The 26,821-nt window shown below is 43.3% G+C and carries 20 protein-coding genes and 2 pseudogenes; 8 read left to right on the forward strand and 14 right to left on the reverse strand.

What is annotated here, in order from left to right:
* Positions 1-2,568 (reverse strand): DNA mismatch repair protein MutS, encoded by a 2,568-nt coding sequence (gene mutS / locus GKR74_RS02360; protein WP_154602370.1) that lies wholly within the window; start codon positions 2,566-2,568, stop codon positions 1-3.
* A 409-nt stretch (positions 2,569-2,977) separates the two neighbouring features.
* On the opposite strand from mutS, the gene rlmF reads away from it, so the two are divergent.
* The gene (gene rlmF / locus GKR74_RS02365) at positions 2,978-3,943 is read left to right on the forward strand and encodes a 23S rRNA (adenine(1618)-N(6))-methyltransferase RlmF (protein ID WP_336431287.1); all 966 of its coding nucleotides are present in this window, start codon (positions 2,978-2,980) and stop codon (positions 3,941-3,943) included.
* A gap of 106 nt (positions 3,944-4,049) precedes the next feature.
* Here the strand turns inward: rlmF and GKR74_RS02370 are convergent.
* Positions 4,050-5,003, reverse strand: a pseudogene (locus tag GKR74_RS02370) (LysR family transcriptional regulator).
* Positions 5,004-5,127: 124 nt separating this feature from the next.
* Here GKR74_RS02370 and GKR74_RS02375 point away from each other — a divergent pair.
* The 3 genes and pseudogenes from GKR74_RS02375 (at position 5,128) to GKR74_RS02385 (ending at position 8,081) form a co-directional block, all read left to right on the forward strand.
* Entirely contained in the window at positions 5,128-6,774 is a 1,647-nt protein-coding gene (locus GKR74_RS02375; protein ID WP_154602373.1) for an alpha-keto acid decarboxylase family protein, read from the forward strand.
* A gap of 244 nt (positions 6,775-7,018) precedes the next feature.
* The gene (locus GKR74_RS02380; protein WP_108478370.1) at positions 7,019-7,288 is read left to right on the forward strand and encodes a DUF1471 domain-containing protein; all 270 of its coding nucleotides are present in this window, start codon (positions 7,019-7,021) and stop codon (positions 7,286-7,288) included.
* 202 nt (positions 7,289-7,490) lie between these two features.
* Positions 7,491-8,081: pseudogene (locus tag GKR74_RS02385) on the forward strand (DedA family protein).
* Between the two features lie 6 nt (positions 8,082-8,087).
* Here GKR74_RS02385 and GKR74_RS02390 read toward each other — a convergent pair.
* From GKR74_RS02390 to gltS, 5 genes are all read right to left on the reverse strand, one after another.
* Entirely contained in the window at positions 8,088-9,743 is a 1,656-nt protein-coding gene (locus tag GKR74_RS02390) for an alpha-keto acid decarboxylase family protein (protein ID WP_154602375.1), read from the reverse strand.
* Positions 9,744-9,994: 251 nt separating this feature from the next.
* Positions 9,995-10,348, reverse strand: a complete 354-nt coding sequence (locus GKR74_RS02395) for a RidA family protein (RefSeq protein ID WP_154602376.1) — start codon at positions 10,346-10,348, stop codon at positions 9,995-9,997.
* Between the two features lie 3 nt (positions 10,349-10,351).
* The gene (locus GKR74_RS02400; RefSeq protein ID WP_154602377.1) at positions 10,352-11,593 is read right to left on the reverse strand and encodes a D-amino acid dehydrogenase; all 1,242 of its coding nucleotides are present in this window, start codon (positions 11,591-11,593) and stop codon (positions 10,352-10,354) included.
* Positions 11,594-11,649: 56 nt separating this feature from the next.
* The gene (locus GKR74_RS02405) at positions 11,650-12,558 is read right to left on the reverse strand and encodes a LysR family transcriptional regulator (protein WP_154602378.1); all 909 of its coding nucleotides are present in this window, start codon (positions 12,556-12,558) and stop codon (positions 11,650-11,652) included.
* 155 nt (positions 12,559-12,713) lie between these two features.
* A complete protein-coding gene (gene gltS, locus GKR74_RS02410) occupies positions 12,714-13,919 on the reverse strand; it encodes a sodium/glutamate symporter (RefSeq protein ID WP_154602379.1) in 1,206 nt (401 codons plus the stop codon).
* Between the two features lie 707 nt (positions 13,920-14,626).
* On the opposite strand from gltS, the gene mdlC reads away from it, so the two are divergent.
* Entirely contained in the window at positions 14,627-16,258 is a 1,632-nt protein-coding gene (mdlC, locus tag GKR74_RS02415) for a benzoylformate decarboxylase (RefSeq protein ID WP_154602380.1), read from the forward strand.
* Between the two features lie 109 nt (positions 16,259-16,367).
* Here mdlC and GKR74_RS02420 read toward each other — a convergent pair whose 3' ends face one another.
* Together GKR74_RS02420 and GKR74_RS02425 are read right to left on the reverse strand one after the other, a co-directional pair.
* The gene (locus GKR74_RS02420) at positions 16,368-17,711 is read right to left on the reverse strand and encodes an NCS2 family permease (RefSeq protein ID WP_154602381.1); all 1,344 of its coding nucleotides are present in this window, start codon (positions 17,709-17,711) and stop codon (positions 16,368-16,370) included.
* The gene (locus GKR74_RS02425; RefSeq protein WP_154602382.1) at positions 17,711-19,537 is read right to left on the reverse strand and encodes an adenine deaminase; all 1,827 of its coding nucleotides are present in this window, start codon (positions 19,535-19,537) and stop codon (positions 17,711-17,713) included. Before GKR74_RS02425 ends, GKR74_RS02420 begins: the two co-directional genes overlap by 1 nt.
* A gap of 144 nt (positions 19,538-19,681) precedes the next feature.
* Here GKR74_RS02425 and GKR74_RS02430 point away from each other — a divergent pair, with 144 nt between their 5' ends.
* From GKR74_RS02430 to GKR74_RS02440, 3 genes are all read left to right on the forward strand, one after another.
* On the forward strand, positions 19,682-20,617 hold the full coding sequence (locus GKR74_RS02430; RefSeq protein ID WP_154602383.1) for a LysR family transcriptional regulator: 936 nt from the start codon (positions 19,682-19,684) through the stop codon (positions 20,615-20,617).
* A gap of 179 nt (positions 20,618-20,796) precedes the next feature.
* Positions 20,797-21,684 carry a hypothetical protein gene (locus tag GKR74_RS02435; RefSeq protein ID WP_154602384.1) on the forward strand — a complete coding sequence of 296 codons (888 nt, stop codon included), beginning with the start codon at positions 20,797-20,799 and terminating at the stop codon, positions 21,682-21,684.
* 144 nt (positions 21,685-21,828) lie between these two features.
* Positions 21,829-22,563: a vWA domain-containing protein gene (locus tag GKR74_RS02440; protein WP_154602385.1), complete on the forward strand. Its 735-nt coding sequence runs from the start codon at positions 21,829-21,831 to the stop codon at positions 22,561-22,563.
* A gap of 73 nt (positions 22,564-22,636) precedes the next feature.
* Here the strand turns inward: GKR74_RS02440 and efeB are convergent, their stop codons facing one another.
* The 5 genes from efeB to GKR74_RS02465 all read right to left on the reverse strand — a co-directional run bounded on the left by efeB (position 22,637) and on the right by GKR74_RS02465 (position 26,681).
* On the reverse strand, positions 22,637-23,926 hold the full coding sequence (gene efeB, locus GKR74_RS02445) for an iron uptake transporter deferrochelatase/peroxidase subunit (protein WP_154602386.1): 1,290 nt from the start codon (positions 23,924-23,926) through the stop codon (positions 22,637-22,639).
* Positions 23,927-23,937: 11 nt separating this feature from the next.
* Entirely contained in the window at positions 23,938-24,825 is an 888-nt protein-coding gene (locus GKR74_RS02450) for an EfeM/EfeO family lipoprotein (protein ID WP_154602387.1), read from the reverse strand.
* On the reverse strand, positions 24,818-25,675 hold the full coding sequence (locus GKR74_RS02455) for an FTR1 family iron permease (RefSeq protein ID WP_154602388.1): 858 nt from the start codon (positions 25,673-25,675) through the stop codon (positions 24,818-24,820). Before GKR74_RS02455 ends, GKR74_RS02450 begins: the two co-directional genes overlap by 8 nt.
* A gap of 8 nt (positions 25,676-25,683) precedes the next feature.
* A complete protein-coding gene (locus GKR74_RS02460) occupies positions 25,684-26,022 on the reverse strand; it encodes a cupredoxin domain-containing protein (protein WP_036955670.1) in 339 nt (112 codons plus the stop codon).
* 101 nt (positions 26,023-26,123) lie between these two features.
* On the reverse strand, positions 26,124-26,681 hold the full coding sequence (locus GKR74_RS02465) for an iron transporter (RefSeq protein ID WP_036955660.1): 558 nt from the start codon (positions 26,679-26,681) through the stop codon (positions 26,124-26,126).
* Positions 26,682-26,821 lie beyond the last annotated feature (140 nt).

A 26,821-nucleotide genomic window follows, 5' to 3' on the forward strand; every position in this document is an offset into this window, starting at 1 on the left:
CTACTTATCCATTTCCTTTAAACGATATAACCAATCAAGGGCTTGGCGTGGAGTTAGTTTGTCAGGGTCGATTTCCTCTAAAGCGGCTAATACTGGGGATGGTTCTTCTTCCACAGTCCCTAAGAAGCTCAGCTGAGCGCTATCCACATGACTCGCATTGGCATTATTGGAGATAACTTCTAGCTCTTTGAGTTTTTGCTTCGCGCGTTTGATCACTTCTTTTGGGACGCCAGCCAGTGAAGCAACGGCTAAACCGTAACTCTTGCTTGCCGCACCGTCTTGCACATTATGCATAAAGGCGATGGTATCACCGTGTTCAATCGCATCGAGGTGAATATTGACCGCACCTTCCAATTTTTCCGGTAAGGTGGTTAATTCAAAATAGTGAGTCGCAAATAAGGTCATCGCTTTGATGCGATTGACTAAGTTCTCTGCACATGCCCACGCTAAAGAAAGCCCATCATAGGTAGATGTACCGCGACCAATTTCATCCATCAACACTAAGCTGTGTTCAGTGGCATTATGCAGAATATTCGCAGTTTCAGTCATCTCTACCATGAAGGTTGATCGCCCTGAAGCGAGATCATCGGAGGCACCGACGCGCGTAAAAATACGGTCAATAGGCCCAATGACGGCTTTACTGGCTGGCACAAAACTCCCGATATAAGCCAGTAAGGTGATCAGGGCAGTTTGGCGCATATAGGTACTTTTACCGCCCATATTGGGGCCTGTAATGATCAGCAAGCGGCGTTGCGGAGAAAGAGACAGCGGGTTAGAAATAAAAGGCTCACTAAGCACTTGCTCGACAACCGGATGACGACCTTCAGTAATTTGAATACCGGGCTTGTCTGTTAATTGAGGACAGGCATAACCGAGGGTGTCTGCACGCTCTGCGAGGGTGGAGAGGACATCCAACTCAGCCAGCGCTTCGGCACTGGTTTGTAACGCAGCTAAATGCGGTAGCAGCATATCGAACAATTCATCATACAAGGCTTTTTCGATAGCGAGCGCTTTACCTTTTGATGTCAGTACTTTATCTTCATACTCTTTCAATTCAGGGATAATGTAGCGCTCCGCATTTTTCAGCGTTTGGCGACGAACATAATGAATTGGCGTGAGGTGGCTTTGTCCACGACTCACTTGAATGTAGTAACCATGTACCGCGTTATAGCCCACTTTTAGGGTATCGATACCCAGTTTTTCACGCTCACGAATTTCTAAGCGATCGAGGTAATCTGTTGCTCCGTCTGCCAATGCGCGCCATTCATCGAGTTCGCTGTTGTAGCCAGGGGCAATGACGCCGCCATCACGGACTAACACTGGAGGTGCATCGACAATCGATTTTTCCAGTAGGGTTTGCAACTCATCGAATTGACCAATACGTTGCGTTAGTGCACCGAGGTAGCCGCAATCTGATTGCGCTAGAATTTGGTGAATATCATGATATTGCTGGAATGCATGGCGCATACGCGTTAAGTCGCGAGGGCGCGCTGAGCGTAATGCGAGACGAGCGAGCACTCGTTCTAAATCACCAATCTGGCGAAGGAACGGTTGTAGCTCAAAGCCGTATTGTTGCAGTGCACCAATGGCTTGCTGGCGGTTGTTCAACACGGAGAGGTTACGCAATGGGGTATGAAGCCAGCGTTTTAGCATACGGCTTCCCATTGGGGTGACACACTTGTCCAAAATCGCGGCAAGGGTATTTTCGGTGCCCCCAGCAAGGTTTTGGGTTAGCTCTAAATTTCGGCGAGTTGCAGCATCTAAAATTACATTATCTTGTTGTTTTTCCATGATAATGCTACGAATATGCGGCAGTGCAGTTCGCTGCGTATCTTTCACATATTGCAGCAAACAACCCGCAGCACGTAAGGCTTTATGCGCATTTTCAACGCCAAACCCGATTAAATCTTTGGTGCCAAATTGCAGGTTTAATTGCTGTTTTGCCGTGTCTAATTCATATTCCCATAATGGGCGACGGCGTAAGCCTTTATTCAGTTCAATCAATGACATGCTAGCGAAATCTTCAGGATAGAGTAATTCCGCTGGGCGGGTACGCTGAAGCTCGGCTTTTAATGACTCTTCATCATCAATTTCACTGATGATAAAACGACCTGATGCGATATCTAAGGTCGCAAAACCATAGCCTTGAGGCTCTTGCCATACCGCTGCCAGTAAGTTGTCTTGGCGTTCATTGAGTAAGGCTTCATCGGTGATGGTACCCGGTGTGACAATACGTACTACTTGGCGCTCAACAGGGCCTTTGCTGGTGGCAGGATCACCAATTTGCTCGCAAATGGCGACAGATTCTCCCATCTGTACCAATCGGGCTAAATAGTTTTCGGCTGCATGGTGAGGAACGCCCGCCATCGGGATAGGTTGACCGGCAGATTGACCACGCTTGGTGAGAGAAATATCCAGTAACTGAGAGGCTTTTTTAGCATCATCAAAGAACAGTTCGTAAAAATCCCCCATACGATAAAACAGCAAAATATCGGGATGTTGTGCTTTGAGTTTTAAGTACTGCTGCATCATCGGCGTATGGGATTCGAAACTTTGATTTTCTGTCATGTTTTTAACTTGTTGAATATTTGATGTATTTATGGGCTTTTGACTTTCGGCGTAAACGCTATTTTATCTTGTTGTTAGGGTGAATTCGCGGAAAGTTGAAAGGGCGTTTGCGACCCTCATAGTAGCCCAGTTAAGGGAAAACTTGTACTGCTAATAACGGGGTATTTACCTCAAAATCTCATTGAGTGAAGCGAGAGTTAAGTTAAAAGAGTTGAGAAAGTTACGCTAATAGGCCGAATGAAACCCCAGAGCTGAAAGAAGCTAAATAATATAAAGCGCAAGGTATTCCGGTATCAACTCTGAATGCAGGCTTAATACAGTTTCATCCCGAGCTGTTAGCTGCAACTTGAAAGCTCTAGGGTATATGGTATCGTACGCGCCAGAAATACCTTTAAGAGAGCCCGTCACGGTGGAAAAAAAGAAAACCTTCCCGCAGCAGAAAAGCGGCTTGCACCCGCGTAACCGTCATCGCTCGCGCTATGATTTCCCGGCACTGATCGCCAGTTGCCCTGCACTGGAGCCGTTCGTCAAACCGAATGCCTGGGGCGACATCTCGGTAGATTTTGCCGATCCTACGGCGGTTAAAATGCTCAACCGTGCGTTGCTGCAACATTTTTATGGCATCGAACACTGGGACATTCCCGCCGGTTATCTGTGCCCTCCGATCCCTGGGCGTGCCGACTATTTACACCATCTGGCTGACCTGCTGGCGACCAGCAACGGCGGTGAGATCCCTCGTGGTAAAGGCGTGGCAATCCTTGATGTGGGCGTTGGTGCCAACTGTATTTATCCGATCATTGGCCTGCGTGAATACGGTTGGCGTTTTACTGGTTCGGAGGTTGAACCAGTATCGCTCAATGCGGCCAAAATGATCGTGGAGATGAATCCGACGCTGAGAAACGGCGTGCGTCTGCGTTTGCAAAAACAACCTGAATCTATTTTGAACGGTATCATCGGTGTGGCGGAGAAATTTGATGCCACAATGTGTAATCCTCCATTCCATAGCTCTGAACAGGAAGCGCAAGCCAGCACCCGCCGCAAACTGCACAAGCTGGGTAAAGGCGAGGTAGCCGATACACCAGTACAGAACTTTGGTGGTAAAAATAAAGAGCTATGGTGTGAAGGCGGTGAAGAAGCCTTTGTACGTAAAATGGTAGAGGAGAGCGTTAGCCTAGCACAAAACTGCCTGTGGTTTACCTCGTTGATTTCTAAAAGCACGACCCTGCCTTCGATTTATCACGCGTTGAAGCAGGTGGGGGCGGCGGAAGTCCGTACCATTGAAATGTCGCAGGGGCAAAAAATCAGTCGCTTCGTGGCCTGGACTTTCCACGACGCACAACAGCAGGTCGCCTGGGCGGCAGAACGCTGGCGTTAATTTCTCTGGTGTCGGTTATTTAACTGGCACCGATAAAATTTCGCATTTCTCTTTCAATTTCTGCATGTTGCGTTATTCTCAACATATCTTCCTAAAACAAGCTTGTTTAACTTAAAGGGTCTATCAAGTCGGTGGCTATTCAGTTGTAACTCATTATAATTGTTCATAATGATGAGGGCATATTCAACATTTCCAGCGCTAACTCGATCCATGCCGTAGCCCGACGACTTGGATGGGATTCTTTCAAAGTTGCTAGAGCCAGCTCATAGGCTAGAACAGGCTCCGTCACTGGAATAATGGAAAGCCCCTCAATATGATTCTTTTTCCACATACTTTCAGGGAGTAAGGTGATACCAACTCCTGCGCGCACCATCGCCATCACAAGATCTAAATGCCCACTGCGTCCTGCAATAATTGGTTTTTTGCCATAGATCCCGCACGCACTAACAACTAGTTCATTAATTCGAAAGCTATCTTGAAAAAAGATAAATGGTTCATTCAGAAGTTCTGAAAACTTAACGTTATTTTGAGTGGCTAATGGGTGTTTTTCGTTCACGAGTAGCATCAATCGGTCAGTCGCAAATCGATATAAATTAAATCGTTGTTCATCAAATGGAGACATTACCGCTGCCGTTTCTACATCTCCTTTGAGCATGGCATTCATCATATGGTTTGAACTTAATTCAATGATCTGCAATTCGACTTGTGGATATTTCTGACTAAATGCCATGATGATATCGGCAAAATAGGTTGAGGCAATTACAGGGGGTAAACCGACCTTCAAGATCCCTGTGAGTGGGCCTGACTTGTCTTTTAATGCGTTATTAAGACTGTCGAATTGCGCCAGAATTTGCTGAGCATGGCGGAATAAAATCTCACCATCATCGGTCAGTTTCACGCCGTCGGTTTCGCGGATCAGTAAGGTTACTTCAAGCTCTTGTTCTAATTTTTGAATGCTGCGGCTGATTGCTGGCTGGGTGACGTATAATTTATCCGCTGCTCGGCTAAAGTTATTTTGTTGTACTACTTCGACAAAATAGCGTAATCCTCGAATGTCCATCGTGACCTCTATTACATTTTGTTATAGCGATAATGATTATAAATAATTTCCGTTAATGCAATATTAGGGCTAGTAATAATACAAAGCTGAATAATCAGCATAAATTATTATTAGGAATTGCATTATGAAAACGGTTATCGAATATGTTCTGGAACGCTTGCAAGCACTGGGTATCAACGAAGTTTTTGGAGTCGCAGGGGATTACGCTTTTCCTATTGAAGATGCCGTTTGTGAAAGTGGCTCATTGCGTTGGATTGGTAATTGTAATGAGTTAAATGCCGCTTATGCCGCGGATGGTTACGCAAGAATCAAAGGTGTTGCCGCACTTTCGACAACATTTGGAGTGGGGGAACTCAGTGCGTTGAATGGTCTTGCGGGGTCTTATGCTGAGCATTTACCTATCTTCCATCTGGTGGGCATGCCAGCGAGTGGTGTCCAGAAAAACCATCGTCTTGTTCACCATACTTTAGGCAATGGTGATTTTGATGTGTTTTATCAAATGAGTCAGCATTTGAGCTGCGCTCATGCGATATTGACTCCAGAAAATTGCATTGATGAAACCGAGCGATTAATTGCAGCAGCCCTAAAAGAACGTCGCCCCGTCTATATGGGTTTCCCATCTGATTACGCGGTGATGCCCGTCATTGCCAATGGGAAACATAAAAAAACTGAGTCACAGAAAAGTGATACACAGTCACTCAATGCCGCAGTGAATGCCATTTTAGATAAACTTAATGCCAGCCAACAAGCCTGTATTATTCCGGGGATTTTGACGGCGCGTTTAGGCTATTCGGATGATGTGCAGGCAATTATTGATAAGACAGGCCTGCCGTATGCCACGATGTTTATGGACAAAAGTATTGTGAGTGAATCCAACCCGACGTATATGGGAATTTATAATGGCAAATTAATGAATGCTCAAGTGGGCGAATTTGTTGAAAGTTGCGACTGTATTTTAGGCATTGGCGCGGTATTAACGGATTTTAACTCAGGCAGTTTTACGGCATCTATCTCCCCTGAGCAACGTATTAATATTTTAGCGGATCAGGTGAAAGTGGGTTCTGCGGTTTACCCAAATGTGATGATGAAAGAGGTATTGGATAAACTGCAAATATTAGCGCCTTCGTTAAAGCATCAAGGTATTGCGGCTCAAGGATTGGGTGAGCCTCGACAAGGTGATAACGGTCAAATTACCGCACAATATCTGTATCCGCGCTTAGAGAAAATGTTCAAGGACGACGATATTGTGATTGCGGAAACAGGGACAGCATCAATGGGCTTGGGTTTTGCTTTACTGCCTAAAGATGCTCAGTTTCATAACCAAACATTATGGGGATCAATTGGTTGGGCAACGCCAGCAGCATTTGGCGCAGCAATAGCTGCACCCAATAAGCGCGTGATTTTAGTGACCGGTGAAGGTTCACATCAATTAACGGCGCAAGAAATTAGTCAATTTTCACGCTTTGGGCTAAAGCCGATTATTTTTGTGCTTAATAACGATGGTTATTTAATTGAACGATTATTATGTAAAGAGCCAGAAGCTTATTATAACGATCTACCTCAGTGGAATTATGCACAATTGCCAGCGGCATTAGGGTGCACTGATTGGTATTGCCAAAAAGTCACCACTTGCGATGAATTAGACGCTGCTATTAAACACGCTGAAGTGACGGATTCAGCCGCCTATATTGAGATAGTTATGGATAGATACGCCGCTTCCGATCTGGCCAAAAAATTAGGTAAGTCTGTGGCATCGTTATATTCGTTTTAACATCAGGCTGAGCCATATTTTTAGTACTGATTTAAAACGTTAGAAATAGCATAAATAAAAGCAATTTATGCTAAGTTTCGCACGATATTAAATTTGATATTCATCGCTACATTCTTTATTTTAATAGGTAAATATAATCTTATATTATCAGGTAAATAATATTCTTTTAACGATGCTCATAATTTTATTCTCTAAAAAAGAATGCATTTCAATGGGGACGTTATTTTAATAAGAGGTGATTTTGATGAATAAATTAAAAATAGCATTGGTTTCTTTGATGTTTTTAAGTCCATTTGCGATGAGTGCAACTGAGATTAATTATGTTCAGTCCATGGAAATGAAATTAGTTGGCAACATTAATATCGTAATGAATGCAGCGACAACAACGGATTATGTGAATGCAGTTTCACAAAAAGCGGATGAAGCGGGCGCAAAATACTTTATTATTACCTCAGTGAACTCTGAAGGTGAAGGTAACGATATTTCAATCAATGCTAGCTTATACAATAAATAGTCTATATTTATATTTTATGCGTCGTGATCCCCTGCACTTAAGTTGTCGTTAAGTGCAGTTTTTTTATACGCCATTCATTTTATCCGCAAGGCTCCCACCTTATTGAATTACCAAGAATACAAACAAAAATTTAATTTTATCTGTGTTAAGATTTTGGCTAAAGATATCCATTATCAGTTGTTCAGGAAGGGATCTCAGTCTTATGTCTGAAATATTAACTCAGTGGTTAATGGAATATGGCTATTGGGCTGTATTTCTTGGCGCGATGCTTGAAGGGGAAACGGCAGCTTTTCTATCGGGAGTGGCCGCACATAATCAATTACTCTCTTATCCTTTGACGATGTTATTTGCTGCGCTTGGTGGTGTCGTCAGTGACAATGTGCTTTTTTTTGTCGGGCGTTATGCGGGAGCTCGGGTATTGCCTAAATTTCAAAAACATCAGGGTAAGATTGTACGAGTTCAGCAGTTAATACAACGCCATGAAAATTGGATTATTATTGGGATCCGCTTTGCATATGGAATGAGAACGGTTGGACCGATTATTATTGGTGCTAGTAAGGTAAATCCACTCAGATTTTTTGTATTAAATATCCTTGGTGGCGCAATTTGGGGATGTTTGATTGTTTCTATCGGCTACTTTGTCAGCTCCCTTGTTTTTGCGCTCCCATTTCACCCGCATCTCTCTTGGCTAGCTATCATTGTTTTGGTGATTGTTGGTGTTTGGTGGATCCGCCGGCGGCGACGCTGAGGATCATCGTTGATGATTGTGAGCCACCGTGGCCTAGGGGGCTAAGCGTCATTATTTAAGATGTTTTGGTGTTTCTGCCCTGATTATTTTTCCCATTGCTTGCAGCAAATCTGAGGTTTCATATCTGTCGGTGACGATTTCAATATAGGCGGCAGTATCTATTCTTTCGAGTGTATTGAGAACTCGATCGAGTTCATCGCAAGTGGTGATTTTCTGACAATACCAATTTTTGCATCCAAGGGTTGCGGGAAGCTGAGCATAGTTCCAAGGGTGGATATCGTTGTAATAGGCCTCGGGTTCATGGCAGAAAAGGCGTTCAATTAAATAGCCATCATTATTGAGAACAAAAATAAGTGGTTTCAGCCCCCAGCGAGCAAATAAGCTAATTTCTTGCGCGGTTAATTGATGGGAGCCTTCGCCGGTAGCCAGGATCACGCGGCGATGAGGCGCGGCAAGTGCTGCACCTAGTGCCGCAGGGGTTGCCCAGCCAATCGAACCCCATAGGGATTGAGTTTGAAAAGACACTTCTTTAGGAAGAAGTGCAAAGCCTAATCCCATGGAAAATGTTCCAGTGTCTGCTATAACGATGTCATTTTGCTTAATAAATTGTTCAAATCGCGGGTATAAATAATCACTGGTTATTTTTCCGTTAGCATTACTGATTGGTTCACCTAGGCCGTGAACTTTTATTGAGCTGCTCGGAATAAATGTCAGAATATCTCTTAGTTCAGCAAGTAGTTCATAAATATAAACATCGGAATATCGAATTGCATCGATAACGACATAATTATCCATTATGTGGATCATATTATTTGTATCAAGATCTGCAGTGAAACACCCTGTGTTTACATCACTCATCATCGCGCCAATATTGAGAATACAATCGCAGCCTTCAATAAACTCAGCAATGGCTGGATTCATTAAATGTCCACTGTACATGCCTATATATTGTGAGTGGGTTTCATTTAAAACACCTTTATCCATAAACATTGTGGCATAAGGTAAGTGAGTGATTTTAATCAGTGCTTCTGCTTCTTTGACTAAGTCAAATCGTGATATGAGCGAACCCAGTAAGGCGCATGGGGATTCACTGTGGCTGAGTTTATTGACTATCAAACTGAGGACTTTTTTTAAGGTATCAGGACGACTACTTGGTAATGTGAACGGCTTGATACTCTGTACTACGATGCGTTTCACAGCATGATCAGCAGGGATGCCAATATAAACTGGGCGCCTTTGAGCAAATGCCTGAGCGATTAAACGGGTCATTTCACTGACACAGTTTTCTGGTGTCAAAACCGTGTGAGCACACGAAAAGGATTGAGCAACTTTATAAAATACCTCGAAATCACCATCACCTAAAGTATGGTGCATAATAGGTTGATTTTTTTGGATATGGCTGGCAGGCATTCCGACTAAATGAAAAATAGGTAATCTTTCTGCATACGCCCCTGCAATGCCATTTAATGCACTGAGTTCTCCAACTGCGAAGGTTGTTGCGAGTGCCGCAAACCCTTTTACGCGAGCGTAACCATCTGCGGCATAGGCCGCATTTAATTCATTGCAGTTTCCTACCCAACGTAAATTTGGGGAGGCGCAGACGGCATCATTAATAGGAAAGGCATAATCACCTGCAACACCAAAAATATCATTAATACCGAGTGCTTGTAATCTGGATAAAACATGTTCGATAACAGTTTGGACCATGTGATTTCTCCATATTAGAATCATTCAACAAAATAAAAAATAAATTTATTTTTAATTTTTAGGTGATTATTTTATTTTTGTATATTGATAATAGTAGCTGGAATATCAAATGTGGGAGTGTTTTTTTTATCAGAAATGATAATAAAAAGAATATTGACGTAGTGAAATGTACGAAAAGGATAGAAAAAAAGATAAAAAAGGCATTCAAGAGAATAAATTTAATCTTTTGAATGCCCTAGGTGAAGTGAATATTAGCGTTGTGCTGCGGTCACCATCACTTCAACGAGTACTTGCTCACGTGCCATATTCGCTTCAACAGCGGCGCGAGCAGGGCTAAATTCAGCTGGCATCCAATTTTCCCAAACGGTATTAAAGTCAGCAAAATCACGCTTCATGTCTTTTATCCACACTTGAGCTGATAAAATGCGGGTTTTATCGCTATTGCTAGCAGCTAATAATGCGTCAATTTTGTTTAATACATCTTGGGTTTGAGCGGTAATGTCTCCGGTTAAATCTGTAGGCACTTGTCCAGATAAGTAAACTAATCCAGCATATTCAACGCTGTCTGCTAAGCGTGGTTTTGGGTTATTACGTTTAATGGACATTAATTACCTCGTTAATCCTTCTAATGAAATAGGGGTGCGTTGCTGGGTAATGAGCTGAGTTAATATCTCTGCGCTACCCGCTGCTAATGTAAAACCTAAACTGCCGTGACCCACATTGAGCCATAAGTTGCTGTGTGTAGTTTTGCCTAACATTGGTGGTCCCTTTGGTGTTGACGGACGTAAACCGCACCATGTTTCAGCTTCATCAATTTTAGGTAAATCCGGGAATGTTTTTCTAATAATGTTTTTTAATGCAGAAATTCTGTTTTCTCGTAATCCAAATTTGTCATAACCAATATCGACCATAGCCGCGATGCGTAATTGGTCATTAAGTTTGGCGTAGACAATTTTATTGCCATAGTCGGTTACGCTAAGTTTAGGAACGATATGTGCCATTTGTGGGTATTCCACACTGAGGCTGTAGCCTTTTAAACCGAGAATTGGCACATCAATGCCAAGGGGTTTTAATAACTCACGGCTACCATTGCCTGCGCAAATCACCACATCATCCGCTTGAATTGTGCCTTGATTTGTTTCTACACCCGTAATGGTATTGCCAAGTTTAATAAAGGATTTGACCGAGTGCTCTAGGCATAATGTAAATTGTGGCAGTGTTGATAAATAAGCCAGAATATTTTTGCAGAATAAATAACAATCAGCAGTTTCATCATCGGGCGCGTAAATCGCGCCCACTAGTTGTGATTGGATATTCTTTAATGCAGGCTCTAATTCAACGATTTCATCCGCATTCAGGACTTTTTGAAATTCCTTATCCACGGTTTCACTGGCTTTTTTAAAGCTAGATTGCTCGCGATGGATAATTAGCTTTCCTGATTTTTCCCAAGCGAAATCAGCAATATCACCATTCGTCCGCCAAGTATTCATGACATTTTGACTGAGTAGTGATAATCGTAATAAATGAGCGCCATTAATTTTATTGGTTGTGCGGTTACAGGCTAAGGTGAATTGGGTCATCCAAGAAAGCTGCTGTAATGTAAAATCGATTCTCAAATTTAATGGGGAATCATTTTTACCCATCCAGCGTAAGCCTTGTAATGGAACGCCCGCATCTGCAAGTGGCGAAACATAGCGATAACTTAATTGTCCACCATTGGCAAAGCTGGTTTCCATGCCAACGTCAGAATCAGATTCAATTAATGTGACGGTTTGACCCGCTTTAATTAAAGCATATGCAGTACTTAATCCAATCACTCCAGCACCGATCACTACCACATGTTTAGTCATAATATTCCGCAACCAATAATAACGTAGGAGTTATCATTTAACGGCGAATAGTCAGACTAAACAATTGAGTTTTCATCACCGGAGTATAACTTTTGGTTAACTACTGCGTTGCGTTTTTTTAGTATTAACGACAAGGTGTTTACATAATTTTGCGCGGCTTTCGTGAGTGGTCTATCTGCGCGGTGGAAAACGGATACGGCTAAATGCAAGTTCTCTTTAAGAGGGTAGATCATCGATTCTGGCAAGGTATGTTCTGCAGAAAAAATGTCGGTAATACTGCAACCTAGGCCAGCACGAACGAACTCCGCCGCCATGTGGTAGGTGTGTACGCTGATATTGGATTCTTGGAACTCATGTCTTTGCTGTAGCAGTTGAGAGAGGGAGTCGGAGCCTGGGTGGATCCAGCGGTCTTGGTCAATATCCACCAGTGAAACGGGAGATTTTACGGGAGTCTGGCTATCCACATAGACGAGTGGAATATCAGCAACAGGCAATACGGTGATCCCACCTTCAATGGCCAAATTAAATGCAATACCGATATCAAGATCTTGCTGCGTTAATAATTGCAAAATATCCGTGGTGTGATGGGTTCCAATAGTGAGTTTTATATTCGGGTGTTTTTTAATAAATAGTGCGGTGACTTCAGGCACTAGGTTAAGACCAAGGCTAGGTAAACAGCCAATCGCTAATTTCCCTTGTGGGTTTCTGGATAAATTCTGTGCCAAAATTCTGAGTCTATCTAAATTCTGATAAACCTCTTTCGCCTCTTCAAATAATAAATTGGCTTCATCTGTTGGCAGTAATTTCCCTCGGATCCGTTGAAATAAAACGAGCCCCAATTGCTGTTCAGCATGTTTGAGGGCTTTACTCGCCGCTGGCTGGGAAATATGCAGAACTTCTGCTGCGCGAGTGAGTGAACCGCAGGTCATCACTGCATAAAAGATATCAAGGTGCCTTAACTTCATTATTGGTCGTCCATGGTTAGAACTTGGTAATACTTTGCATTTTTTCTTATTCTACAGAAAAAAATTCCATGGATCCGATATCGAGGTCACTTACCAGAAATGAAAAATGCCAGCTCATATACTTTTGGTTATGAGCCGGCAAGTGCTATCAAGAATTATGCGATGGCTGCGCCTAATTCAATATATAACTTGATGATGATACTGTTGGTGATATCCACCAAGAACGCACCGACCATCGGTACCACTAAGAAGGCTTTGTGTGATGGGCTGAATGCACGAGTAATGGTCTGCATGTTAGCGATTGCCGTTGGTGTTGCCCCCATCCCGAACCCACAGTGACCCGCACTGATAACGACAGCATCATAGTCACTGCCCATCATCTTGAAGGTGACAAAGCAGGCGAATAACACCATCACAACGGTTTGTACCGCAATAATGATTAATACTGGACCCGCCATGCTAGCTAATTGGCCAAACTTCAATGACATTAGCGCAATAGCAAGGAATAACGAGAGCGCCACGCTACCTAAAACGTCAACAGTCGGCTCGAAAACTTCATGTTTAAACACGTGAGTTAAGACGTTACGGATGATGATACCGACAAATAAACACCAAACGAAAGTCGGTAAGTGCATTGGCGTATCTTTTACTAACTCACTGATATAGCTACCCGCAACGATACAGATAATCAGCATTGAAATGGTTTCAATGATGTTATTGGCATTGATTTTTCTTTTTACCGTTGGTTGTTCAAATGCTTCAAGGATGGTCTCTTTTTCTTGCTCAGTCGCTTTTGGAATGGTCACTTTTTTCAGTAAGTGGCGCGCAACTGGCCCCCCGACTAGTCCACCTAGAACCAGACCCATAGTCGCACACGCCATCGCCAGCTCAACAGCGCCTGTTACGCCATATTTATCGGCAAGGATAGGGCCCCAAGCACCGGCGTTACCGTGACCACCTGTTAAGGTGATTGAACCTGCAATCAGACCGATAAATGGACTTTCGTTTAGCATGACAGCTAAACCCATGCCCACAGCGTTTTGGATCACAATCAAGATGGTTACAGCAAGTGTTAAAATAACGAGAGGTTTCCCGCCTTTTATTAATCGCGAAAAATCTGAACTTAAACCAATTGATGAGAAGAAGGCGATCATCAATGTGCTTTGTAATGAGGTATCAAACGAGAAAGTATAGCCTGCCGCTTTATCAACAATTAATAAAACGATAGCAACAATAAATCCGCCGACAACAGCATCAGGAATATGGTTTTTCTGTAGAAAAGGGCTGATTTTCACCACAATCATCCCAATAAGCAGCGCTAAGCATGCAAACAATAGCGTATAGCTGGCATCTAGGGTCATTATTTTTACCTCACATTTATTTACCAGAGCATTCACTTTTGCGATTTAACATTAGTGTTAAATGAAGTTACTTTGCTTAACTTTTGTTTAACAATGAGTTTTATTGAGGTTGATATAACTTTTAGTTAAGTAAATCGTTCGAAAAAAGTACTTTTATTGATTGGTTTAAGTCATTACTAGAAGGTTATTTAATCAATGAAATCACTAATGATTAGTTATTGTATTGATTTTGTGATGTATTTTAATTTCTCTCATCTGGCGGGAAAATGACATAATTTTATCGTCTTTTTTCGAGCGCTAGCGCTGGTGTTACGTTGTGGTAATTGTTGGAAATGTGATGGGTGGCATAAAAGCCGCTATATTGTTAATGAATGTTAAGAAATTGCAACGTAACTCACGTTTTAGCCAGTTTTGATGCCGATGAATCTGCTTTTTCCGCGACAAATTGAGGCTGAAATTAGTATAAAGACCAATATTCTTAAGTACCTTTCATGCTTTATATGGATTAAATCTTAGAGGGCAGTATTTATTCCCATTGTATTGTTATCATCGAAACAAGATGTTTATTTAACTAATTGTATTTAATGATAATTAAAAAATAGAGTGGATTTTCTTAATGCCCTAGTGCTCGGATGAGTCAATATTCTTCATTGTAGGGATTGGTTATGATGGGCGTTAATTCAGGTATCTTAATTAGGGTATTTTAAATGAAGAAAACCATTCGCCAAGTGACTTTTGATTTACTACGTCAATTGAACATTACCACTATTTTTGGGAATCCCGGTTCGACGGAAGAGACATTCTTAAAAGATTTTCCGAGTGATTTTCGTTATATCCAAACATTGCATGAAGCTTCTGCCGTTGCAGCCGCAGATGGCTATGCCCAAGGCATGCGTAAAGTGGCGATGGTCAACCTGCATACCTCTGCGGGGCTAAGTAATGGGATGAGTAATATTCTGACCGCTTATATGAACCGTACGCCACTGATTATCACGGCGGGTAACCAAACCCGTGAAATGTTGCTGATGGAGCCTTGGCTAACCAATATTGAGCCTGAAACTCTTCCAAAGCCATGGGTTAAGTGGAGCTATCAGCCTGAGCGTGCGGAAGATGTCCCTGCCGCGTTTATGCGAGCATATGCGATGGCACTTCAGCCACCAGCAGGCCCCGTTTTCTTATCAATCCCCCTTGATGATTGGGATAAACCAGCCATTGCCCAAGAGGCGGTTGTGCGTGAAGTTTCCCAGCGCATAGGCTATGACCCTGTTCGTTTACAAGCGTTTGCTGATGCGTTTAATGCCGCCAAAAACCCAGTATTAATTTATGGCTCCGCCATTGCGCGGGGGGAAGGCTGGGACGCGGGCATCGCATTAGCCGAAAAATTGAATGTGCCTGTTTGGGCGGCGCCTGCCTCTGAACGTCCGCCGTTCCCTGAAACGCACCCATTGTATGCGGGCGGATTACCTTTCGCGATGGGGCCGTTGTCAGACAAGCTAAAAGGACATGATTTGGCGTTGATTATTGGAGCGCCTGTTTTCCGTTATTATCCTTATGTAGCAGGAAGTTATTTACCAGATGGAATGCGTTTACTGCACATTACCGATGATCCTATCGAGGTAGGAAGGGCGCCGGTTGGTGATAGCTTACTCAGTGATGCGATACTCGCGATTGAAGGGCTGACCCCGTTAGTGAAAGCTAGAGCCGCAGCGAAAAATAAGGTTGAAAAACAGTCTCATGGTATGGCGCCACACCCTGCCGCGCCAGAGGTGAAGGGAAGTTCAACGGTATTAAGTGCAGCGCAGCTGTTTAAAGCGCTGAGAGAAGTTTCTCCGCAAGAGACTATCTTAGTGGAAGAATCGCCGTCAAACCTTGGCGAGTTACACCGTGAATGGCCAATCGATGCACCGGATTCTTTCTATACCTTTGCCAGTGGATCATTAGGTTGGAACTTACCAGCAAGCGTGGGAATTGCCTTAGCGGAAAAAGACAGTGGCCGACACCGCCCTGTGATGTCGATTATTGGCGATGGCTCGATGCAATACTCGATTCAAGGGCTATGGAGCGCTGCACAACATAATTTACCGATTGTGTTTGTGATCCCACGAAATAGCGAATATGCCATTTTAAAATCTTTCGCGGTGTTAGAAGAGACGCCGGGGGTCCCTGGGCTGGATATTCCAAACTTGGATATTGTGGCATTGGGTAAAGGTTATGGTTGCACGGCGTTAAAAGCCACGACGGTGGATGAGGTCAAAGCGGCTTGCCGTGAGGCATTTAAGCGCCAAGGCCCAACGGTGATCGAAGTGCCTATTCAGCCACAAATTCCACCACTGATTTAATATGCGGATTTAAATAAGAAACAGATAGAAATAAGAAACAGATAGAAATAAGAAACAGATAGAAAAATAGCCTCAAGTAGAGGCTATTTTAATAAAGAGGGGAGCAGACTTAGTGCTTCACTAACGTTGAGAAGTAATACACTAATGGCACTGCAAGGATCCACAGACTGATTGGAATTTCGCGCCACTTGCCTGCCACGGCTTTAATTAAGATATAGAACAGTAACCCGCCTGCAATCCCTGTACCGAAGCTATTCGCGATTAACGTGATCATCACCATCATTAATACTGGCAGACCGTCGGTAAAGTTCGCTAAATCCACCTTACGTAATCCGCTGAACATATTTAAGCCAATTAAAATCAACGCAGGAGCGGTGGCTTGTGCAGGGATCATTAACGCGATTGGGGTGAACAGTAGCATTAGCAGGAACATGAACGCCGCCGCTAATGCGGTCATACCGGTTTTACCGCCTGCTTCTGCGGCTGCTGAAGATTCAATTAATGCGGTCGCTGCTGGGATACCCACCATTGGACCTAACGCTGCTGCGATGGAATCCACAATAAACGGGCGATTGATATTCGGCATGTTGCCTTCTTTATCCAGTAATCCGGCTTCGCCACCAACCGCTAGTGTGGTTCCCATGGTGGAGAAAAATTCCGCTGCGAAGAACACAAATAAGAAAGGTAAGAAGGCGATGTTTAAGGCGCCAATTAAATCTACCTGACCTAAGACTGGAGCAATAGAATGCGGCATGCCGATAAAGCTTTCGGGTAACTTTGTGACGCCAAACGGAATGCCCAGTATAGTAGCGAACAAAATGGCCCATAAGATCCCACCAGGAATACGGCGAGCCTGTAATGCGATAGCCACAAAGAAGCCCGCAAGAGCGACTAAGGCTCCCGGAGAGAGAAAATCCCCCAGCATTAATGCGTTGGTTTTTGGGTTGGCTAAGACTAAGCCAGCATTACGAAAACCCAACACTGCCACAAACAGACCGATAGATGCTGTTAAGCCTAATTTGATGGATTGTGGTACGGAGCGAGTGACCACTTCACGCAAACCGAATTTGGTTAACAGGAAAAATAAAATTCCAGACCAGCAGGCGATACCTAAACCGATTTGCCAATCAATCCCTTCACTGCCTGCAAGGGTGATCCCCACTAACACCGAGCCACCAATACCGGGGCCCACAATAAAAGGTAGGTTGGCATAGAACGCCATTAATAGGCTGGCAAGCACAAAGACAATAATGGTCCCTGTGGTAGCAGCGCCTTTATCCATCCCACCCGCAGCTAACAATCCGGGAATGACCACGAGTAAATAGGCGGCTGCAAGGAACCCAGTGGCTCCCGCAAGGCATTCTGTTCTGATTGAACTACCACGCTCACGCAGCGCAAAACGCCTTTCTAACCAACTCCCTGATGTTGGCTGATGAAGAGAATCGTTAGCCATTAATTGGCGCTCCTATCATTATTTTTTATTGGATGAGTATTTTTACTGCAGTTATCGCTTTCAGTACGTTCTAAGACGGCATCCACTATCTGGCGAGTGGTTCCGCAAGTCAGTCCTAAATCGGTTAAATGGGGGCCTGCATTACAAGCAAGGCAAGTACCTTCAATGGCTTTGAATACGCGATACGGAGGTTCCCAGTCAGCAATCTGGCTGCTCAATTCTCTGAGTTGGCGAAATTGTTCTGCCAGCTCAGGTGCAGGTAATTCCGATAGCATACCTGCAATTGGCATGGCCACATGAGCAAGGATCTTGCCGTCTTGAACTAATGCCATACCGCCACCGCTTTCAATCAATAGATTGGCTGCCATCGCCATATCGTTGGCATCACGCCCGAGCACGACAAGGTTATGGGAATCATGGGAATAGCTGGTGGCAATGGCGCCCCGTAATTCTCCCCATCCTTTTAGTAAGGCAATTTGTGGTTTGGCATCATGGCGTCCATGGCGATGTTGTACGCGGATCAAACTAAATTCATCTGGCAGTTGCACGATACCGTTTTTGACTTGAACATCGACCTCTCCCCACTGAGTAAAGCGGGCCCCGCTAATATGGCGTAAACGCGCAGTACCATTTTGCAGGTCAGCTAATTGAAGCTGGCAATCTTGGGGGGAGATTGGCGTCAGGTGCATAGTATCGCATGGCGGTAAAATCGTATTTTCAGTGGCAATTGGCGAAATAAGTTGCCCATTTTCTGCCACTTTTTTGCCGTCGACATAAACTTGCTGAGCTTTTAAGGTATCGAGTGAATCAAGAACCACTAAGTTGGCGCGACGACCTGCGGCTATCAAACCTAAGTCATTGCGCTGTAGGCGAATTGCGCCATTGAGTGTCGCAAAGCGCAACACATCGGTTGCTTTCATTCCGTGCTCAATTAATAAATTCAGCAGTGCAATTACACCGCCTTTTTCAATCAATATGTCTGGCGGAACATCGTCTGTGCATACCGTGATTTGTGAGGATAAATGAGGCAGTGTTTGCAATGCCGCCACAATTTCAGGGAGCAAATACGGGTGAGAGCCACGAATTTCCAGTGTTAGCCCAGCACGTAATTTTTCGAGAGCATCTTCCGCTGAAGTAAGCTCATGATCTGAAGTGACGCCAGCAGCGAGATAGGCTTGTAAATCAGCGCCTTTTAACCCGCGGGCATGACCTTCAATGATTTTGCCGGAGTTTAATCCAGCATCGAGGATCTCTTCCATGCGTTCGCTGCCATTTAGCACGCCGAACATGTCCATCACTTCTGCCACCCCCCGTACTTCTGGCCAGCTCAGCATGGTGGACATCTCTTGTCCTGCGAAGTCTGCACCTGACATTTCTAAACCGGGAGTTGACGGCACAGAAGAGGGGGCTGCAACCATCACATCAAGTGGCAAATTACGGCTAGCATCAATGGCATAGCGTACGCCATCTAATCCCAAAACGTTGGCAAGTTCATGGGGATCCCAAAATACGGCGGTGGTGCCTTGTGTGAGGACAATTTCAGCATAACGAACAGGAGGAAGGTGGGAGCTTTCTAAGTGAACGTGGGTATCAATAAACCCCGGGGAAATAAATTTTCCCGATAAATTATGGGTTTCATGGCTATCAGTACGACCTCCTGTTGGATGTACGCTGGCGATCAGTCCTTCAACAATACCGATATCCGCAGGTCGAATTTCCCCGGTGACCATATCGATAATATTGGCGTTGGTGAGTAAAAGATCAAAAGGCACTTCGCCTTTTGCGGCTTGTACGGCACGACGTCGAGTTTGATTTGTTAGCTTCATAAAACACCATCTCAAAGATTTATGCCGCTACTTTATGAGCAAGGCAAACGTTTGCCAAGATGATAAAATTTATCGAATCATAAAGAGAGGTTATAATGAAGCGCATCATGATAAGAATGACGATCCAATTTGCGAGGAAATACAATGACTGAGCCATGGCAGCGCCTTCCGGCATTAACTTTAAAGCAGTTGCAATATTTTGTGACCCTTGCACATCTGCGCCATTTTACCGAAACCGCAAATCGCTTAGCGGTGAGTCAGCCTGCATTGAGCAGCGCGATACGGCAGATTGAAACTGTGATTGGCGGTAAGTTGATTAACCGTACGGCAGCGTCAGTAACATTGACGGAGCTAGGCGCCGCAATCTTACCTCATGCAGAGCGCATTTTAAGTGTCTCCCACCGAGGCTTCAGTGATATTCAAAAAATTATCGAGGAGGGGGGCGATGGCACATTGCGTATTGGGCTGGTTCCTTCTGTCAGTTCGTTATTATTCCCGATTATTCCTGAACAATTACAGCAACATTTTCCTAAGCTGAATGTGGAATTCTATGACCAAACGAATGACGCATTAGTGAGTAAATTAGTGAATAACGAAATTGATTTTGGGGTAGGTGTATTGGATAGCTCCGTTCCTGCCGAATTAACTTTATATCCTTTGCAAGATGACCCCTTTGTGGCGGTGATCCACCGTGATGAATTTATTTCAGATAATGCATTTCATCTGCCGTGGAAGCTGTTAAATAACCGTGATATTGCCATGTTTTCGAAAGGAAATATTAATCGACTAGTGAGCGCAACAATTGAAAGTAATCGTTTTAATATTAATCCGCGTTATCAAGTCGATTATATTGAAACCTTATATGGATTAGTAAGATCGAAATTAGCGATTGGCATTTTACCTCAGTTATACACGGTGCATTTACGGGATCCGGAACTAAAAGTTTTACAGCTACAACAACCCGCATTAATGCGCTCAATATCTTTAATGCGTAATAACCAAACGCTAACGCCAATGATGGAATCCGTTTTTCAGCTATTATTTAGAGCATTACGTCGTACACCTACTCATCAATCTTAATTTTACAGCGTACTTCTATATCAGATTTTTTATAGTTCATCATGATTGTTTGATTTTCAATAAGTAAGAAGTATTAAGCACTAATCGTAAAACTATTTTTATTGAGATGAATAAGATTACTACCCTTGACTGTTTATTTTTTGGTCTGTTTTTTGATGTGTAATATGTTGAGGATATACATGAAAGCTATATTGAAAGTCAGCCTGCTCACGACAGTAATGCTATTGATTACTGCCTGTGGTGATCTCGATCTTATGGGAAATAAAGGAAAGTTTTATTATAGTAATCCGACAGAAAACACGATTTCCTTTAAAGTGGACGGTAAAGATTATCAGGTCGAACCTAACCAGTATGGCTCAATATCATTAGTTAGCGGTGAACATACGCTTGAAGATGATGCCGGTCATGTCACCAAATTTATGGTGTTTGAACATAATTCCGGTGGGATCCTAAACCCTAATCAAGGGGTGTATTACACGTTCTCGGAAGTGTATACCGAGCAAGATAAATATAAGGGTTATCAGCCAGCGCCGCGAAATGTCACTATTTATGGGCACGAATTAAGCTTACCCATTAAAAGCAGTAATGCCGTGGTGATTGATGGCAATTTATTCCGTTGTACTTACCCAATTGGCAAAGCGTTGCCGGGGGCAGAAAATAAGCAATACAAGCAAGAAGATATTAAATCAAAATGTTTTGATCAATCAGAGTTAATTGAATATTTTGCTAACGAACACGATCAAAATTTAGTGCCTAATTCACCACAAAATGAAGAGAATAATTCGATTAGTCAGCATTTAAGTTATCAAATTCCTCAAGCGGCTTTCCGTGATCCACAGGTTCAATCGGTGGCGAATGAGATTATCGCGCTAACGGAAACGCTGAAAAATGCGAACAAAGTCGATATTCATCAAGACTTGAATAAGCAATATCATCAATTAACTGTTCAGTTAGTGGAAACGTATACTGAAAGTCCTTCCAGTAATGTGGCTGAGGAATATATAAAATTGAATGGGTTTATTAAAGAAATTAACAAACTCAGAAATTATGGTGTGTGGGTAAGATAAGTCTATTCCATTAAGTTTATCTGAGCGTCTTTATAATTAAGAATTTGCTTGTAAATTAAGCAGAGTAATCTTATGTGATATCCCGTTGAAACACGGAAACTAAGAGATAGTTTCGTTAGGATAATATTATAAAGAGGCTCAGTGATGAATTTATTTAAGACTTCATTTTTTACTGCAATATCTGCTGCATTCCTACTCTTTTTTTCCAGCGTCTCTGGCGCTAAATCCATTGTTGAACCCGTTAAAGATACTGAAGTATTAGACTTAGTGTTTATCTTGGATAAAAGCGGTTCTATGTCAGGATTTGAATCTGACACTGTCGGTGGATATAACAGCGTACTGACAGAAAATAGAAATAAATCGGGTAAAACCTTTATTACCACGGTGTTGTTTAATAATAAAACCAGTTTATTACACAATAGAGAACCCATTGATAAAGTTAAAAACCTCACGCTAGATGACTATTCTGTCGGTGGCAATACCGCTTTATTAGATGCCATTGGCGATACCATGGTGAAAATGCGTGAGAATAGAAAAATCACCAAGAACAATAATGTTTTGTTTGTGATTATTACTGATGGTGAAGAGAACAGTAGCACCAAATATAGTCAGGCTAAGATTAAATCTATGATTAAATCTGCAGAAGTTGAAGATAAGTGGGACTTTATTTTCTTAGGTGCCAATATTGATGCAATTACGGCTGCGGATAATATCGGTATTAAGAGTTCTAATGCCACAGGTTATGTTCAAGATGGCACAGGCTACGATAAGGCATATAAAGCGGTCAATAAAGCCGTAGAAGCCAAACAGAATGCTGCACCAATATCAGAGGAATGGAAACAGGAAGTTGAGCAAGATGCGAAGGATCGCAAAAAATAAGAAGATAATAAAATCAGTCTGTAAATGAGCGTGCTAGAAGCCCCGAAATAATATTCGGGGCTTTTTTATGGCGCTATTTAGCGTCTTTCAGCGCGGCAAATAACCCTTTAGCGAGTTGGTCTTTCTCGGATTGAATACCGGGTAAAACGAAATAGTAACCCCCTCCAAACGGTTTAATGTAGCGCTCCAGTGGTTCGCCATTTAACCGTTTTTGAGTATCAATAAAGCCGGTTTTTAAGTTCTTTTGATATGAAACGAAAATCAGCCCCATATCCAGAGCGCCGTTATCGGTTAAGCCAAGAGAGTAGCTGTAACTGCGGCGGCGTAACTTGGCGGTGTGGCGCGTTGGGTTTCTTGGTTCGGCACGGCGCATGTGGGAGTCAAATAACACGCGGTCACCGTGAGGATCTTTGTCGAACGCAGGGTCATCCATTTCGTGCTTCATGCCCATTGGTGCGCCAGTTGCTTTATGGCGCCCAAAGTCATTTTCTTGGTCTTCCAGCGGGGTTCTATCCCAGAATTCAAGATTAAAACGAATTAAGCGAACCGCTTGATAGGTTCCACCAACGCACCATGCTGGCTCTTTGCTGTCTTCAGTGACCCAAATCAGCTCATCCATTAATTTGCTGTCGTCGGCTGGCGCATTACCGGTACCATCTTTAAAACCAAATAAATTAATTGGAGTAGAGCGTTTATCAATATCCCTTGAGGGTAAGAACCCATCGATTTTCCAGAGTGGAAACCAATAAGGTGAAGTGTGGCGGAGAATATCGCGTAGCGCATAAATCACGCTTTCTTGGCTATTGGCACATATTTGCAGCACCACATCGCCGCCACACCATTTATCTTCTAAGCGGTCGTTCGGGAAGCTGGTCATTTCCACCAATTGACTCGGTTTGAGTTTATCTAACCCAAAACGTGAATCGAATAAGCTATCGCCCAAGGAGACCGTGATACTCAAGGCGTCAGGCTGAATAAGCGTACCTAAAATTCCAGACTCTGCGGGCGGCATTTTATCATTCTGATTCGGCGTAGATTTTTGTACTTGGGTCAAAAAGGCAATGCGTTGAGTTAATACAGTGAACAGCGTTTGCAGCTCATCAAGAGTCGTCGACGTGATTCGAAAAGCGATAAACGAGGCATTTTTCTGTTCTGGGGTTAACACGCCCGCTTGGTGTGAACCTAAATAATTGATGCTTTTGTCATAAGTCAGCTCGCAATCCGCAATGGATGCTTTCGCACTGAGGGCTGGGGCGGCGAGGATTGCACCTCCCATGACTAAGGTTTTTAGCGCATGGCGGCGAGATACTTTAGATTGAGAAAATCCCAAAGGTTGTGACTCGCTTTTTAGTTTAGCTTGCATAAATTTATGCCTTAATATTTATAGTAAACATCAACATCCATCTGAGCGCGTAATGTCGCGAGCAGTTCGGCTTGTTGCGTTAACAGGGAATAGAGCGCCATTTTGTCTTGTTGTTTTAGTTGGCTGTAAGGCTTGTATTGACCTTTAGCTAATTGATATGACTGCACTATTTTATTAATTTTCTGATCATTTTCTTTTATTTGATCAAGGGTCTTGGATTCAATAAACGGGCTGATAACCTCGATGATGGCTTGAGAACCCTTGGCATTTGCCGCCATATCCGACAGGTCAGAGAGACTATAAATATTCTCTTGTCCCGACAGTTTTGTTTCGAGGATCATCTCCATAAAATCAGCGGAGGCTTGCACCAATTTCGGAATTTCAATGGTTTCTGTCAGGACACGTTTTTGTAAATCTTTCCCTTTTAATAACAGCTCATCAGATGCTGGCAGCGCCGCTTTGAGATCTTGCTTTGCAAATAAAAGGTATTCAACCAAGTGAAATCCCACGAAGCGGTAATCTTTTTCTTTATCCAAAAAATAATCCGCACGCGGGTTGATGGTTCGGTCGGTATTACCAAATAACACAATGACCGGACGCACGGTTTCATAGTGCTGGTGGGCTTGTATATAGGCCGCTTTCGCCTGCGCTAATTGACCTTTTTGCACACTTTGATTGAGTTTTTCTAATTGCACCACCATTTCACTTAACTCCTTGTTGACGAAGGATAAGTATTCTTGAATGGCGGGCTGATATTTTTCAGGGGTGGGAATATCCCCCTTGGCAATGATGATGTTGTCCCCTGTTTGCACAGGGGAGCGTAGGGCTTTGCCATAGGCAGTCGATGCCACGAGTGACGCGACGATTACGCTAATGGCTAAGCGGGTGATTTTACGCATTTTGTAAGTTCCGTTTAGCGGCATGTTTTTTGCTCCAAACAAACAGTGCGAGGATCACAACCCAATAGATAACAAAGGTGATGACACTGAGCCAAATTGGCTGTGAACGGTATGCAAAGAACGATGAGATAAAGTTGCCAACCACACCGGAGTCATCCAGTAATGCGCTGGTATCCCATGCTGGGTAGATTAAAAATTCAGGAATTGGATAGTCAAACTCAATTATTAAGTTTGAAATCTCTTCGACGCCTCTGAGCAACAAGGAGAGGGCGAGGAACAGTAAAATCACGCCAGTGACTTTAAAGAAAATTTTCCACGAAATAATGCGGTTAGTGAGTAAGAAGGCGTACAGCGTCATACCTGCAATAACGACACCCGCGGCAACTTCAAAGATAAATTCGTTAGCATTTTCAGCGGTTAACGACATGATGAAACTGGAAAGGAAAACGACAATTTCGCTGCCTTCACGGGCAATCGCGATGGCGATAATCAAGGTCGCGCCCCACCAACTGTGGTGTTCTGCATTACGATTAATACCCGATTCCAGCTCTTTTTTCATCGAGCCGCCGCTTTTGTTCATCCAATAGACCATTTGAACAATCAAGATACAGGCGAGGATCTCCATGACTATCATGAAAATAGATTGTCCTGTGTCATCAAGGACATTGAATACGCCGTAAATCAGCAGTGCGAGTAAGATGGACATGGCGATACCCAATCCAACACCGCCCCAGAGGAATTTCATCCCATTACGAGCATCAGGGTGGCGTTTGATCCACGCATAGATGATGCCGATAACTAATAGCGCTTCAAAACTTTCGCGCCAAACTACGAAGAGAACTTGTCCCATGTTGAGTCCTACTCTTTAGCGATGATCTCGCCTTTTGGATGTGACAGATGGAAATCGTCGAAAAATGTGTAACTACCTGGTTTTAACGGTGCAATGACCACCACGGAACTGGCACCGGGGGCTAATACTTTTTCTTTGCGCAGTTGCAAACTTTCGAACTCTGCGGGTTCAGTGCCGGTATTGGTAATTTTGATACGAATAATGGTTTTTGCTGGCACTTCCAGAACGCGAGGGATTAAATCCCCATTTTTCATTTCTAATTCAACGGTATATTTTTCGGCGCTTAAGGCAGATTGCGGTAGTAATGCGCAAATAAAAACCAGTAAAAAGCTGAGTAATGTTTTCATTGTTGGCTCAAACTTATTAAAAATTGAGAGTTCCTTACTAGCGAAAAAGGGCTCGCGCGGAATATTACCCCCGCGAAAGCCCTCAGCGCATCATTGAAAAATTAGTAACTGCCTTTGCGACCTATGCCGGCATAGTCAAAGTCCCAAGAGACTTCAAACGGTTCGAACCAAGGAGCAACCCCGGTTTCTTTATCAATGTGACGACCGAAAGCAGCTTGTTGATTGTGTGAAGGTGGGTAAATTTTATAAGTAACGCGATATTTACCATTACCATCCAGTTTAATATTTTCACCGTAGTGAGGACCATCGCTCGCTACCATCGGCATAAAGGTGCCTGATTGAGTCTGTGGCTTATCGCCCAGCTTGGTGACGGTATACTCGACAGTTAAGTAAGGCATCCAATCGCCTTCTGCAAAGCCGTTCGGGTTATCTTCTACGGCGTGGATGTCGGCTTCTAAGTGAACGTCGGCTTTATCCGCTGGCAGGTGAGCCATCTTGTGATGACCTTCTTCGGTGTCCATGGTGATAGGCTGTAAATAAACACCTTGGATTTCCATGCCGTTTTTAATGACTGGGTGACCGAGAGGATACTCTTGAGCAAAAGCGGATAGAGAGAATAAGGCTAAGCCCGAAACGGCTGCCTGATAAGCGAATTTCATTGTGACATCCTTACCTGAATGAAGTTAGAAGCATAATGATAATCATTACTATTAATCAAAAACAAGCAGAATGTTTTAGGCTTATATCCAATCCTTACTATGAATATATTTAAATTTAATATTAATCAAAGTGTTAATGC

Source organism: Providencia sp. wls1914 (assembly GCF_009706645.1).
Taxonomy (GTDB): domain Bacteria; phylum Pseudomonadota; class Gammaproteobacteria; order Enterobacterales; family Enterobacteriaceae; genus Providencia; species Providencia zhijiangensis.

Coding starts and splice junctions, on each gene's coding strand:
- mutS (WP_154602370.1), bottom strand. CDS start 2,568: ATGACAGAAAATCAAAGTTTCGAATCCCATACGCCGATGATGCAGCAG.
- GKR74_RS02375 (WP_154602373.1), top strand. CDS start 5,128: ATGAAAACGGTTATCGAATATGTTCTGGAACGCTTGCAAGCACTGGGT.
- GKR74_RS02380 (WP_108478370.1), top strand. CDS start 7,019: ATGAATAAATTAAAAATAGCATTGGTTTCTTTGATGTTTTTAAGTCCA.
- GKR74_RS02390 (WP_154602375.1), bottom strand. CDS start 9,743: ATGGTCCAAACTGTTATCGAACATGTTTTATCCAGATTACAAGCACTC.
- GKR74_RS02395 (WP_154602376.1), bottom strand. CDS start 10,348: ATGTCCATTAAACGTAATAACCCAAAACCACGCTTAGCAGACAGCGTT.
- GKR74_RS02400 (WP_154602377.1), bottom strand. CDS start 11,593: ATGACTAAACATGTGGTAGTGATCGGTGCTGGAGTGATTGGATTAAGT.
- GKR74_RS02405 (WP_154602378.1), bottom strand. CDS start 12,558: ATGAAGTTAAGGCACCTTGATATCTTTTATGCAGTGATGACCTGCGGT.
- gltS (WP_154602379.1), bottom strand. CDS start 13,919: ATGACCCTAGATGCCAGCTATACGCTATTGTTTGCATGCTTAGCGCTG.
- mdlC (WP_154602380.1), top strand. CDS start 14,627: ATGAAGAAAACCATTCGCCAAGTGACTTTTGATTTACTACGTCAATTG.
- GKR74_RS02420 (WP_154602381.1), bottom strand. CDS start 17,711: ATGGCTAACGATTCTCTTCATCAGCCAACATCAGGGAGTTGGTTAGAA.
- GKR74_RS02425 (WP_154602382.1), bottom strand. CDS start 19,537: ATGAAGCTAACAAATCAAACTCGACGTCGTGCCGTACAAGCCGCAAAA.
- GKR74_RS02430 (WP_154602383.1), top strand. CDS start 19,682: ATGACTGAGCCATGGCAGCGCCTTCCGGCATTAACTTTAAAGCAGTTG.
- GKR74_RS02435 (WP_154602384.1), top strand. CDS start 20,797: ATGAAAGCTATATTGAAAGTCAGCCTGCTCACGACAGTAATGCTATTG.
- GKR74_RS02440 (WP_154602385.1), top strand. CDS start 21,829: ATGAATTTATTTAAGACTTCATTTTTTACTGCAATATCTGCTGCATTC.
- efeB (WP_154602386.1), bottom strand. CDS start 23,926: ATGCAAGCTAAACTAAAAAGCGAGTCACAACCTTTGGGATTTTCTCAA.
- GKR74_RS02450 (WP_154602387.1), bottom strand. CDS start 24,825: ATGCGTAAAATCACCCGCTTAGCCATTAGCGTAATCGTCGCGTCACTC.
- GKR74_RS02455 (WP_154602388.1), bottom strand. CDS start 25,675: ATGGGACAAGTTCTCTTCGTAGTTTGGCGCGAAAGTTTTGAAGCGCTA.
- GKR74_RS02460 (WP_036955670.1), bottom strand. CDS start 26,022: ATGAAAACATTACTCAGCTTTTTACTGGTTTTTATTTGCGCATTACTA.
- GKR74_RS02465 (WP_036955660.1), bottom strand. CDS start 26,681: ATGAAATTCGCTTATCAGGCAGCCGTTTCGGGCTTAGCCTTATTCTCT.